The sequence below is a fragment of the Rheinheimera salexigens genome (assembly GCF_001752395.1).
Taxonomy (GTDB): Bacteria; Pseudomonadota; Gammaproteobacteria; order Enterobacterales; family Alteromonadaceae; genus Alishewanella; species Alishewanella salexigens.
In genome coordinates this window covers 1,126,048-1,139,194 of the sequence record NZ_MKEK01000001.1, presented here as the reverse complement: position 1 = coordinate 1,139,194, position 13,147 = coordinate 1,126,048, and the positions used below count along the sequence as shown (strand labels likewise).

Sequence of the window (13,147 nt, the reverse complement as noted above, 5' to 3'; positions counted from 1 at the left end):
CAGCACCGTCAATATCAGCACAGCAACTACGCGACTTAGATTATTTTTGTTTTAAGGCTCTTACAAACTGTTCAGACTCGGCAATAGCTGTATTCATATTATCAATCAGCTGGTTAATATCTCTTTGCACTGAATTAAACTCACCTTGCAACGCACCTATGGCCTTAGCATTTAAATTATGTTTTAAATACAAGGTATTATCTCTTAGTGAAGATAAAACTGGCTGCATACTTTTTTCAGCAATACGCATAGATTTTAACAAGCTATTATACTGACGTTTAGTATCGGTTAGCTTATTAGCGCTATCTTGCTTTAACTTTTTGTTGTTATATAAATCAAGTTCATCCTGCCACTCAGCAAATAAATCATCAGCAACGGCTTCTATACTGTCGATGCGTTTAGTCACTTCTTCTGCCGCAGCATTACAGGCCTGATATTCTTTATCAGTTGCTTGATACACCCGTTGTAAATCACCGCCATCAAACTTAATTAAGCTGCTAAATTGTTCTAGCGCAGATTTAAACTGCTGTTGAGCATCTTGCTGCGATTCCTGAGCCTCTTCCACTCTATCAGCCAAAATATCGCGTTTGTGCACACCTACTTTTTCCATTGCCGAATAGTAAGCACTTTGACAGCCAAGCAGGCTAATACATAAGGGTAATATCAATAGAAGATAACGCATAAAATCAATCCTTTGCTATAGCATATCATCAGATAATAGCTGCAAATTTAGCATAGGACAAACCTTAATCACTTTGTTGCAGCGCTGCTATCCATTAGCTTAAAGCGAATAATCAGTGAGATTAAAACTGGCCGCTAAGCGGCCAGTTTCTTTGCTAACTGTAGCAGTTTAGGATAAAACTCTTTATCAAGCTGAGCAATATGATCCTGCTCGAGTAATACATCGTGCAATATTTGTTCTGTTGTTAAAGGGTTAGCTAATACTACGCGAAAGACGATGGTTTCTTGGCGCTGATATTTGGCTGGGGTTAAGCGGGTACGAGAAACAAAAGATTTACCCTCTTCGCGCTGCCGTTTCTGGATAAATTTTGTCATGCCATTTAGCAATTCATTAAAACGCTGTAGCTGCGCAGGATTTGCTTTAGCCATGGCTTTTTGCACTGACGCTGGCACGTAACGGTATGTCAGTATGCACAGCTCGGGTTCGGTAATCAGTTCAAAGTCACTATTGTCCATAATTAACTTGGCAAAATAACGGGCTTTTTCTAGGCTGCGATCAATTAAAATCTGATAACCGGCACTGCCAATAATTTGTAAGCATGCATGGACCAGCATCGCCATACCCGGCCGAGAACCTTCTAAGGTTTGGCTGCCTAAATCTTTAGAGCCTTTGCGCAAAATATATTCAGCATGATGCGCTATCGCATGGGCATCCGATGGATGCTTAAAGACCACCATGCCGGCGCCCATAGGCACATACATCTGTTTGTGGGCATCTATAGTAACCGAGTCTGCACGTTCAATACCGGCTAATAAATGGCGATAACGCTCAGAAAATAAGGTTGCGCCCCCCCACGCCGCATCGACATGGAAATGACATTGATATTGTTCGGCTAAATCAGCTAATTGATGCAAAGGGTCTACATTACCGGTTTCGGTCGTGCCTGCTACGCCTACTACTGCCATTACGCGTATATTACGTGCCGTCAGCTCAGCCATAGTATTGGCTAATTCGGTGACATCAATTTTATTATTAGCATCAGTTTTAATTGCAATTAAGGCATCACGACCAATACCTAAAATATCTGCCGCTTTACCCAATGAGTAATGACCGCGCTCTGAGACTAAAATAGCTAAGCCTTGATAATTATAATGCTGCATAGCTCGAAACAAGCCTTCGCGGGCGATACCACGAAACTCACCATCAGCTTTTAGCAAGCGATTCCGAGCTATCCATAAAGCAGTAATATTAGCGACGGTACCACCAGAGCAAAATGCACCTAGGGAGTGATTAGCACTGTGCATCCACTTTTTATAAAAGCCATCGGCTTCGCCATACACCAAATGGTGCATCATACCTAATACTTGACGTTCCATCGGCGTAAAGGCTTTAGATGTTTCAATTTTTACCAAGTTTTGATTTAAGCCCACCATCATTTTTGATAGCGGCAATACAAAATATGGTAAAGCCGATGTCATATGACCAATAAAGCTGGGCGATGCCGTGTGCACTGAATGAGCCACTAGCTTTTGCATCAACTGCTCAGCGTAGTCGGATACAAACTCCGGCATTTCGGGTATTTGATGGGCTTGAAAATCACGCTCAATTTGCCATAACGGCTTTTCTAACGCGACAATACTGTTGCGTAAAAAGCCAGCTAGGTTTTGCGACAAATTTTGCTCAATAATACTTAACGTTGAATCGGGTGCTTCTGGTATGGTGAAGATGCGTATCAGCGATTCTTCAGACGCAGTTGCCTGCCGTTGTATTGGTTCTGTCATACTTGTAGTACCACGCTACATACTGGCGTTAATATTGCCGAGCCGGTTAAGAAAGTCGCTCACTTTACTGCAACTGCAAAAAAAAGTCTGCAAAAAACTTTGTAAAAAGTTCTGTGTAAAACGGCGCTGCTACTCATTTAATGCTCAGTTATAACGTAGCTATCATTAAGTTACAACTGAGCAATTACCAAGCTATTTTTTAGCTTTTAATTAGCAATGATGAAGCCATTACTTTGCAAAATAAAATGTTAGCTTAGCTGCGCAGACCTATGCCGCGATTAATTAAATATAATGCAAAGCTAAACATCAGCACAATAAAACTAAACACAACGGTTAGTGCTACCGATAAACTGACATCAGAAATACCCAAAAAACCGTAGCGGAACGCATTAACCATATATACGACTGGATTTAATATCGCCACTTTTTGCCAAAATTCCGGTAATAAACTTAATGAGTAGAATACGCCACCTAAATACGTTAATGGCGTTAACACAAAGGTAGGAATGATACTGATATCATCGAAGCTTTTAGCATAAATAGCATTAATTAAACCGCCCAGTGCAAATAACATAGAGGTTAGCATTACGGTAATAATGATCACGGCAATATTATGGATTTGAATCGATACAAAAAATAACGACAGTAGCGTCACAATTAAGCCAACCAGCATGCCACGCGCCATACCGCCGCCAACGTAGCCCAATATAATAATATAATTTGGTACCGGTGCCACTAATAACTCTTCGACATTACGTTGAAATTTAGCACTAAAAAAAGACGAGGCGACATTAGAATAAGAGCTGGTTATGACCGACATCATAATTAATCCCGGTACTATAAACGCCATATAGCTAAAGCCGCCCATATCGCCGATACGCGAGCCTATTAAATTACCAAAAATAACAAAGTACAGCGCCATAGTAATCGCCGGCGGCACTAGGGTTTGCACCCATATTCGTAAAAAACGATTGGTTTCTTTAGTTAAAATACTTTTTAACGCGACCCAATAAGTGGTTTTGATCATGCCTTAGCTCCTCGACCCGTTTCAACTAAGTTAACAAACAATTCTTCTAGTCGGTTTGCCTTATTGCGCATCGATAACACAGTGATCTGTTGCTGGGATAATTGCTCGAAAATAGCATTTAAACCTTGCTGCTTTTCAATGTCGACTTCAATGCTATGATCATCTATCGCTCGCCAGCTAACATTCTCTAACTGCAGCTGGTTTGGATTAGTGGCTAAATCTAGAATAAAGGTTTCACGAGTTAGCTTGGCTAGTAAGCTTTTCATTGATGTGTTTTCAATGATTTGGCCATTATCAATAATAGCGATATTACGACATAAGCTTTCGGCTTCTTCTAAATAATGGGTCGTAAGAATAATAGTCACGCCTTGCTTATTAATAAGGCGTAAAAAGTCCCACATCGAACGACGTAGCTCAATATCAACACCCGCTGTAGGTTCATCTAAGATCAACAGCTTAGGTTCATGCATTAACGCTCTGGCAATCATTAGCCGTCGTTTCATGCCACCCGAAAGCTCACGCGAACGGGCAAATCGTTTATCCCATAAGCCTAATTGGCCTAGATATTTCTCGGCGCGCTGTAGGGCAACTTTACGGGGTACACCATAATAACCGGCTTGATTAACCACCACCTGTAGTACGGTTTCAAACTGATTAAAATTAAACTCTTGCGGTACTAAGCCGATTTGCTGTTTGGCTTGCTCTAACGCGTTATCAAGATCATGGCCAAATACTTTTACGCTACCTTGGGATTTATTCACTAACGAGCTAATAATACCAATACAGGTACTTTTACCGGCGCCATTTGGCCCTAACAAGGCAAAAAACTCACCTTGCTGCACCTGTAAATCAATACCTTTAAGCGCCACAGTGCCGCTTTTGTACACTTTATGAAGTTGCTGAATATCTAACGCTAAGTTCAACACTGTTCTCCTATTTATTGCTGTTACCATTATCGATGTTGCCACTGTAGCCCCAACGCGCTAGTAACTGATGAGGCAATTGCAAATGGTCTAAAATTCTAGCCACCATAAAATCGACTAAATCGCTAATTTGGCTGGGCTGATGATAAAAGCCTGGCGCAGCGGGCATAATCGTCACCCCGTTACGGGCTAGTTTAAGCAAATTTTCTAAATGAATGGCGCTTAGTGGGCTTTCACGTGGCACCAAAATAAGTTTGCCGCCCTCTTTAATAACCACATCGGCAGCGCGTTCAATTAAGTTATCACTCATGCCATGGGCAATAGCCGCAACCGTACCGGTTGAACAAGGGCACACCACCATAATACGCGGTGCAGCAGAGCCCGAGGCTACTGGAGAAAACCAATCATCTTTACCGTAAACGGTAATTAAATTGGCATCACAGCCAAAAGTTTCAATTAATTGTGCCGTACATTTTTCAGCAGAGCCTGCCAGCTTAATATTATGCTCAGTAGCAAATACTACTCGTGCGGCACTCGATATCAGCAAATGGACTTTAATGCCTTGGCCTAATAAAATTTCTAACAAGCGCCAGCCATAAACCGCACCTGACGCGCCAGTAAAGGCTAAGGTTATTTGCTGTAAAGGCGCAACTGCTAACTGTTGATTCATTCTGTTTTCCATTTCTGCTTTAAGGCGGCAATAAGCTTATCGTGCACGCCACCAAATCCACCGTTACTCATAATGACAATACTATCATCAGGCTGCGCTTGTTCAGTTAACATCTGCACTAGTTGCTCAATATCATGCGACAAACTGGCCTTAGGGGCTAAAGCCCGTGTTAAGGTTTCTAACGACCAATTAGCATTAGCAGGTTCGTATAAATAAACCTGATCGGCTAAGGCTAAAGCTGCAGGTAACGCGGCCTGGTGAACCCCCATACGCATGGTATTGGATCTTGGTTCTAAAACCGCTAATACTCGCCCGGCTTTATTATTGCCATTAACTTGCGCACAGATACCTTGCAAGGTGGTGTTAATGGCTGTGGGATGATGAGCAAAATCATCATAGACCCGAATATTATTAATCTGAGCTTTTAATTCCATCCGTCTTTTAGGCGCAATAAACTTAGCTAATGCTTCTAACCCTATGCTCACCGGCACGCCAGCATGTCGTGCCGCGGCCAGCGCCATTATACCATTTTCAACATTATGCTGCCCGCTTAAACACCAGTGTAAGTCACCTAAAGGCTGTTGCTGATAGAACACCGTAAAGGCACTACCATCGGCGTTAATAAGCTCTGCCTGCCAATCTGTGCCATAACATTGCCGTTCGCTCCAACAGCCCATATCCAGCGTTTGTTTAACCGCTACCGTGTCTTCAGGTGATAACACTAGGCCATTACTAGGCACCATACGTAACAAGTGGTGAAATTGACGTTGAATGGCCGCTAAATCAGGGAAAATATCAGCATGATCATATTCAAGATTATTAATCACTAAAGTACGCGGTCGATAATGAACAAACTTAGAGCGTTTATCAAAAAAGGCTGTGTCGTATTCATCGGCTTCAATAACAAAAAACGGCGACTCACCTAAGCGTGCTGAGCAATCAAAATTCTGCGGTATACCACCGATTAAAAAACCTGGTTTTAAACCGGCATAGTCTAAAATCCAAGCTAACATAGTACTGGTTGTGGTTTTGCCGTGGGTGCCAGATACCGCTAATACCCAGCGGTCTTGCAATACCTGTTCGGCTAACCATTGCGGTCCTGATGTGTAGCGTAAATGCGAGTTTAATACATATTCAACGGCAGGATTTCCGCGTGATAAAGCATTGCCTATAATCACTAAGTCTGGTGCTGGTTCTAACTGAACGGGATCATAGCCTTGGGTTAAACTGATGCCTAATTCGGCCAATTGAGTGCTCATTGGTGGATAAACATTCGCATCGGAACCGGTAACTGTATGTCCCAGAGATTTTGCAATAGCCGCAATGCCACCCATAAAGGTGCCACAGATGCCAAGAATATGAATATGCATAGCTTTTCCTGTGCTTAATTTGCCTCTTTTACAGCAATTACGCACAAAGTCGTAATGACACCTGCAATTTAGCGGTAAATTCATTAAAATAGTCTAGCTCTATTATTTTACCCTGACTAACAGCCGAGAAAAGGAAGCAAAAATGCGCCGTATTTCCCCCGTACTTCAACAGGACAATGTTGATAGTAACTTAATTTCGCTGATAAAAACTATATTGGCAGCCTGTCGTGAAATATCATTTCGGGTCAGCCAAGGCGAGTTAGCTGGTGTATTAGGTTCTACCTTAGGTGAGAATATTCAAGGTGAAACCCAGAAAAAACTGGATATTATTGCTAATGAGCTATTAAAAGAAGTCATTTTAGAAACCGGTCTAGTCAAGGCAATTAGTTCTGAAGAAGAAGACGACACCGTAGCCGGCAATCCACAAGGTCAGTATTTAGTGACCTTTGATCCATTAGATGGCTCATCAAATACTGATATTAATAGTTTAATCGGTACCATATTTTCAATTTTACCAGCACAAGCCCATTTAGCAGCTGATGATCCAAGTCAATTTTTACAACCCGGCACCGCCCAAATTGCGGCGGGTTATGTGCTGTATGGCCCATCGACTATGTTAGCGCTGACCACCGGCAAAGGCACTAGAATATATACCTTAGATAAAACCTATGGTGGTTTCTTATTAACTGAAGAGCTAGCCAGCATTCCAAAATATACCGCTGAATTTGCTATAAACATGTCTAATCAACGCTATTGGCAAGCCCCTATGCAGCAATATATCGATGATTTGCTGCAAGGTAAAACGGGTAAGCGAGGTAAAAACTTTAATATGCGCTGGATAGCCGCCATGGTCGGTGATGTGCATCGCGTACTATGCCGTGGTGGTATTTTTATGTACCCCACTGATACTAAAGATGCTAATAAACCGGATAAATTAAGATTAATGTATGAAGCAAACCCGATGAGTTTCTTAGTTGAACAAGCCGGTGGCGTCAGTTCAACTGGCTATCAGCGCATTATGGAAATTCAACCGGAAAATATTCATCAACGTGTTGCCGTTATCTTAGGCTCAAAACACGAAGTAGAAACGTGTATTAATTACCATCAATCGTAGCGATTTTTGTCGCGCCCGCTATAATAAGCGGCAATTTTTATGAACCTAAGGAAAAGCTGATGAGCTTAAGCGATATCACGGCTGGTAATAACTTACCGGAAGAAATTAATGTTATTATTGAGATCCCAGCAAATGCTGATCCGGTAAAATATGAAGTAGATAAAGACACTGGCGCTATTTTAGTTGACCGTTTTATGTCAACACCGATGTTTTACCCGTGCAATTATGGCTATGTAAATCACACTTTGTCACTAGATGGCGATCCAGTAGATGTTTTAGTGCCAACGCCATACCCATTAGTGCCAGGTGCAGTGATTAAATGTCGCCCTGTAGGCGTGTTACACATGTCAGACGAAGCCGGTGAAGATGCTAAAGTAATAGCGGTACCAGTAAGTAAACTGACTAAACTGTATGACGATATTAAAGATATCAATGATGTGCCAGAATTATTAAAACAGCAAATTCAACATTTTTTCGAGCACTATAAAGATTTAGAAGCCGGTAAATGGGTTAAAATTAATGGCTGGGGCGATATTGCTGCCGCTAAAGCTGAGATTTTAACTTCGTTTGAACGGGCGAAAAAATAACCTTTGTTATTATTAAGCAGAATCAAAAAACCAGCTAAACGCTGGTTTTTTTCATCGTCATTAATTAACTTATTTTATTTGCGGCTATTTTCTGCTGCAACAATCGTGTTAGCTCAGTTGCAGGCATTGGTTTAGCAAAAAAATAGCCTTGCATTTCGTCACAACCTAAGGCGATCAATGCTTGTTGTTGTGCTGCGTCTTCTACCCCTTCAGCAATAGTGACTAGTTGTAGCTTTTTCCCTAAGCGTATTATGGTTTCTACCAGCACTTGATCAGAGCTTTTCGCTACACTTACTTCGTTAACCATATTAGCAACGAATGCCCGATCAATTTTAATTCGATCTAATGGCAATTTTTGAATATAACTTAACGATGAAAATCCCATCCCGAAATCATCAATAGCAATATTAACCCCTATGGCTTTTAACTGTTGTAGCGCCTTTATCACCGTTTGAGGTTCATCCATGACAATTGATTCAGTAATTTCAATTTCTAGCTGCTTAGCATCAATCTGATAATGATTAATATTATCCATAACCGACTGCACAAAATTTGGGCTACGAAATTGCTGCATCGATACATTTACCGCAATGCGTATTCTAAAGCCCAGTTGACTTAACTGTTTAATTTGCATACATGCTTGCTGGATAACCCAGTCACCAATCTCAATGATTAGGCCTGAATATTCAGCTAGTGGAATAAATGTCGCGGGTGAAATAAAGTCGCCATTATCTTGCGGCCAGCGCAGTAACGCTTCCACGCCAACAATCTGTTTAGTCTGTAGCGAAACTTGCGGTTGATACCACAGCTGCAACTTATGCTGAGCAAAATCTTGACCTAATTTTCGCAGTAACGTTAACCTACTGCTCAGTTGCTGTGCCATTTCTGGCAGATAATATTGATGGCTAGAGGTTAGACTTTTTTTAGCCCTATTAAGCGCTATTGTGACAGACTTTAAAATACTTAATGCCTGGCTATCAGTATCTTGCAACCGACAAAAACCAACATTAACTCTTAACTGTAATCTATGTCCTGCCACTAAAAAAGGCTGGATAAAAGCCGCATTAATCGCATCTGGGCTAACAATATCACTATGACCAATGACAGCAAAAACATCAGTGTCTACCCTTGCTAACTGGGCTGGCAAAACAAAGTGCTCGTTTAATCGCATAGCAACGGCAATTAAAAATTCGTTACCGACATCATGGCCTAAGCCATCATTAATATCAGAAAAATGCTTAATATCGATTAATGCCACCGCACTATGTTCTGCCTCACCCTGCCGAATTTGCTGCAAAAGGTTAATAAACGCATTGCGATTAGGCATTTTGGTTAAGGCATCGATATAAGCGGTATGCTTTAGTTGCTGAAATAGAGCAGCATTTTGATAGCCAATAGAAATATTACTTAAAAATAACTCTATTAATTGCTGATCTAACTCAGAAATTGGCTGGTTGGTTTGCAAGTAAACCGCAGCATTATATTGTTTATTACCTAAATACAAAACGGTTGCTTGCGGATATAACAGATGCTTTTTATCATATAAGCATTGACGAATTTGTTGAATAATTTCAGCATCTTGAATTCGTTCAAGCAGGCACTTTATAAATGGCGCATAGGCACCTGCAGCGCCTAACACATATACTCTGTCACTTGCTGAGCCATCATCTTCTATTTGCGCACAAACAATCCCTTCCGCGGGTAAGCCAAGCAGCGATGAAATTTGGGTTAATACCCCCTCAGAAAAACTATGTAATGATTGATGCTCTAGTAAATTGGCTGCTGAATTGATAATTTTTTCAAGTCCACGCCGGCTTTGATTAATGGTTCGAATTTGCTGATAAGAGCGGATTGCGCCAATAATAGCGGTGACTAACTTTCCGCGGGTAAGCTCGGTTTTGGTTTTATAATCGTTTATATCGTATTGTTTAATTACTTTTTCTTCAGGTGCATAACCCGGCTGGCCGGTACGTAACACTATACGGATTTCGTCTAGTTGCAACTCTTCACGAATCCGCTGTACCACAATTAAGCCAGCATCATCAGATTCCATCACCACATCTAATAAGACTACAGCGATATCAGGGCGCTTTTTTAAGTATTGAATCGCCTCTTCACCATTATAGGCATGATGAAAAGTGAGTGTTCTATTGAATACCTGTAAATCATTTAATGCTAACGTTGTGACGGTATGTACTTCGGCGTCGTCATCAACAACAAGTATCTGCCAAGGCTCTAAACTTGGCTTAGCTATTACCGAGGTAACGGTATCTTCTGCTGCAAACAGAAAATCCTGTTCTGTTATTTTAGACACGGCGACTCAATCCTTTTCATAGACTAATTACGATTATCCGTAAAACCACTACCTGCACATAACACAAGTGCACAGTAAATCACATTTAACTATAAAGTAAGATTAACAAAATAACAGCCTGTATTAATATTATTATTTATTTTGGAGACACCACAAACCAATATTAGCCATTAAGTTCAGTATGCGCATTAGCAAATATCAACACAGCAAATTTACTTGCTTCAACTTTACTTATTATTATTAAATTATTGCTAGGCACAATAGATTGGAAAAATGATTGCAGAAGGGATAACAGATTCGATAGATAGCACAATTACCTACAACGGTTCCGTTTGAAAATTTGCCATGGCCGTCTGTGGCGAAAAGGTAATTGACAGTGTAGGTTAACTTTAGGGTGTATTTAGGCCAGTTTGTTTAGCGTACACCATTGCAGGATCTGCTGTAATTTATCAGCTTGCAATGGTTTTAAAATTACATCATTCATACCCGCCGCAATAAACTCAGCTTTTTCGTGCTGTAAAGCATGGGCGGTGAAAGCTAATATAGGTATGTGTTGATAATTATCTGATGCCCGTAACTGCTTAGCTACCTCGATACCATTAATATCGGGTAGCTGGATATCTAATAAAATCACATCAAACTGATGCTGTTGACACAACGCTAATGCTTCTTGGCCTGCACTAGCCAATGTTAACTCAATAGGTTTATCTTTTAATAATACCTGTATAAAGGCTAAATTAGTTTGATTGTCATCTACCACTAATAATTTTGTTGATGACGGGCTAATGGTATCACTCGCCGCATTGCTCAAAAAACTCTGTAACGAAAATAGCTCTGTCTGGACTAAGTGACCTAACGCTTGTTGCCAAACTTCAATGCTATCAAAACTAGCATAGCAGTGTATTTTACTATTCTTGGCTAATTTTTCTAAGGTTTGTTGCCATAAACTCAGGGTTACCGGCGGGGGTAAAAATATAATAATATTATCTTTGCTAGCCTGTTCGGCATTAAATTCTAAGCAGGCTAAATCAGAACAATACGTTACTTGGGTTGCTAGATCTGCTAGTGCTTGTTTGCGCTCTTGTAAGTGCTCTGTATCAGCATCAAATAATAAAATACTCGACAGCGGTTTTAGCGAAATTGGTTCTGCTAATGGTAATGGAATAACCAGCTTACTGGTACAACCCAAGCCTTCTAAAGAGTATACTTGTTTAGTTATATGCAACTGTTTTATTAATACAGCTAAGATTGCATAATCAACTTCTTGCCAATGTAAACGAGTAATATCATCAGCATCAAATAATTGCCGTTGTCTTGCTGACAAGCCCTCGCCATCACTGACCACACTAATATTTAGTGAACTGACTGTATCGTTAACCTCCAATTCAATCCGTAAGGTTATTTCAGTTACAGCAACGTTTCTAAGGGTTACTTGCAGTAAAGCTGCTATTAATGCATTTAAAGCAAAGGGATTAAAGTTGATTGTATGGCTGGCATTAGCCGCTGCTTCAAACAAGTAAAATTTAATGTGTTTAGCGTTAAACCAGGTTTGATATTCTACCAATTGCTCTGCGACTACGGCTGTTAACTGCAATTTTTCCGTGCCAAGTGGGCTATCAAGAGCTAGTAACTTTAATAAGGTTAATTGGCTGCTAACTAGCTGGGCTAATTCAGCCGCTTCAAAGCCCGACTTTTGCTGACAAACTAACTGTAAATTTTTAATACAGTAAGCTAAATAATGTTGGTATTCAGCTTGTTGCTGCTGTAATTTTTTTGTGTGATTGCTGGTTTCTACTAGCGAAAGCTGCGAAGTTTCTAGCTTACTTTCTTGATGTGAAATTTGTTGCTGCAGGCTAATCTGATGGGCAGAATATTGCTCAGACAAGGCATTGAAGCTTTGCTTAATAGGCTCTAAATCTGGCATTAACTGCTCATCTATACGGCAGTTAAGTTGGCCTTGTTGTAATTGGCGTAATTTATGGGCAACTAAACTAATATCAACTTGTTGGAGTAATTGCTGTTGCGCTAATGCATTTCTAATCCAAATTAATACTATTGAACCAAATATAAATACCACCAACATAGGTAATAACCAGACCGCAAATGCTAATTTATATTCAACCATAATTAACAAATAAAACTGCCCGGAATTATCAATTGGCATATTAACCGTGGGTGTTAACTGTAAAGCAGATACAGGCTGGACTGAGACTAATAAATGATCTACTTTCTGCAGTTGATAACTGGTCACATTTTGGCTGGCCAAATATTGCTGCTGGATGCTTTGTTCTGACACATTATCGGCTTGGGTAGCAGCTAAAATTGTACCTGAACTAGAGAGTAATGCGATGGCTTGAATAGGTAAACTACTTACTGCACTGGCATGGCCAAGATGATTACCTAGGGCTTGATAATTACGTGCAGCCAAATAAGGTGCAACAGCTAATTGCAACGCTGCAGAAAACTGCTGTACTTGAGCCCGTTGTTGTAGCTTTGCCTCATATTGATACCAAGTTGCGGTAAATACTAACATTAGGCTAACTGCAACTAACCAAGGCAAGGTTAACTGCCGATAAAAATTTAGCAAAATAGAACCAGATCTCGCTTAGTTAACAACAATCTATAGGTATCGTTGTTAAATTTGGTTAAAGCGCAGATTTATTTAACCTGCGCTATTAG

At 40.5% G+C, this 13,147-nt stretch carries 10 protein-coding genes; 2 read left to right on the top strand and 8 right to left on the bottom strand.

All coding sequences use genetic code 11. The annotated features are described in order from the left end of the window. Window positions 1–40: 40 nt before the first annotated feature. From BI198_RS05260 to mpl, 6 genes are all read right to left on the bottom strand, one after another. A complete protein-coding gene (locus BI198_RS05260; protein ID WP_070048611.1) occupies window positions 41–682 on the bottom strand; it encodes a DUF2959 domain-containing protein in 642 nt (213 codons plus the stop codon). A 134-nt stretch (window positions 683–816) separates the two neighbouring features. After that, window positions 817–2,463, bottom strand: coding sequence for a pyridoxal-dependent aspartate 1-decarboxylase PanP (gene panP / locus BI198_RS05255; protein WP_070048610.1), 1,647 nt, complete (start codon window positions 2,461–2,463; stop codon window positions 817–819). 253 nt (window positions 2,464–2,716) lie between these two features. After that, entirely contained in the window at window positions 2,717–3,490 is a 774-nt protein-coding gene (locus BI198_RS05250; RefSeq protein WP_070048609.1) for an ABC transporter permease, read from the bottom strand. Further along, a complete protein-coding gene (locus BI198_RS05245) occupies window positions 3,487–4,413 on the bottom strand; it encodes an ABC transporter ATP-binding protein (RefSeq protein WP_070048608.1) in 927 nt (308 codons plus the stop codon). Before BI198_RS05245 ends, BI198_RS05250 begins: the two co-directional genes overlap by 4 nt. Window positions 4,414–4,423: 10 nt before the next feature. Next, window positions 4,424–5,083, bottom strand: coding sequence for a flavin prenyltransferase UbiX (locus BI198_RS05240; protein ID WP_070048607.1), 660 nt, complete (start codon window positions 5,081–5,083; stop codon window positions 4,424–4,426). After that, window positions 5,080–6,453, bottom strand: a complete 1,374-nt coding sequence (mpl, locus tag BI198_RS05235) for a UDP-N-acetylmuramate:L-alanyl-gamma-D-glutamyl-meso-diaminopimelate ligase (RefSeq protein ID WP_070048606.1) — start codon at window positions 6,451–6,453, stop codon at window positions 5,080–5,082. The genes BI198_RS05240 and mpl overlap by 4 nt, the downstream gene beginning before the upstream one ends. A gap of 142 nt (window positions 6,454–6,595) precedes the next feature. Here mpl and BI198_RS05230 point away from each other — a divergent pair, with 142 nt between their 5' ends. Both BI198_RS05230 and ppa read left to right on the top strand, forming a co-directional pair. Beyond that, window positions 6,596–7,567 carry a class 1 fructose-bisphosphatase gene (locus BI198_RS05230; RefSeq protein WP_070048605.1) on the top strand — a complete coding sequence of 324 codons (972 nt, stop codon included), beginning with the start codon at window positions 6,596–6,598 and terminating at the stop codon, window positions 7,565–7,567. A gap of 59 nt (window positions 7,568–7,626) precedes the next feature. Continuing rightward, window positions 7,627–8,154 carry an inorganic diphosphatase gene (gene ppa / locus BI198_RS05225; protein ID WP_070048604.1) on the top strand — a complete coding sequence of 176 codons (528 nt, stop codon included), beginning with the start codon at window positions 7,627–7,629 and terminating at the stop codon, window positions 8,152–8,154. Window positions 8,155–8,218: 64 nt separating this feature from the next. Here ppa and BI198_RS05220 read toward each other — a convergent pair whose 3' ends face one another. After that, window positions 8,219–10,468, bottom strand: coding sequence for a bifunctional diguanylate cyclase/phosphodiesterase (locus tag BI198_RS05220; protein ID WP_070048603.1), 2,250 nt, complete (start codon window positions 10,466–10,468; stop codon window positions 8,219–8,221). 400 nt (window positions 10,469–10,868) lie between these two features. After that, complete coding sequence (locus BI198_RS05215) at window positions 10,869–13,055, bottom strand: response regulator (RefSeq protein ID WP_070048602.1); 2,187 nt, start codon at window positions 13,053–13,055, stop codon at window positions 10,869–10,871. Window positions 13,056–13,147: the final 92 nt, after the last annotated feature.

Bases quoted from the DNA above. Each gene is read 5' to 3' on its own strand.
- BI198_RS05260 (WP_070048611.1), bottom strand. From the start codon at position 682: ATGCGTTATCTTCTATTGATATTACCCTTATGTATTAGCCTGCTTGGC.
- panP (WP_070048610.1), bottom strand. From the start codon at position 2,463: ATGACAGAACCAATACAACGGCAGGCAACTGCGTCTGAAGAATCGCTG.
- BI198_RS05250 (WP_070048609.1), bottom strand. From the start codon at position 3,490: ATGATCAAAACCACTTATTGGGTCGCGTTAAAAAGTATTTTAACTAAA.
- BI198_RS05240 (WP_070048607.1), bottom strand. From the start codon at position 5,083: ATGAATCAACAGTTAGCAGTTGCGCCTTTACAGCAAATAACCTTAGCC.
- mpl (WP_070048606.1), bottom strand. From the start codon at position 6,453: ATGCATATTCATATTCTTGGCATCTGTGGCACCTTTATGGGTGGCATT.
- BI198_RS05230 (WP_070048605.1), top strand. From the start codon at position 6,596: ATGCGCCGTATTTCCCCCGTACTTCAACAGGACAATGTTGATAGTAAC.
- ppa (WP_070048604.1), top strand. From the start codon at position 7,627: ATGAGCTTAAGCGATATCACGGCTGGTAATAACTTACCGGAAGAAATT.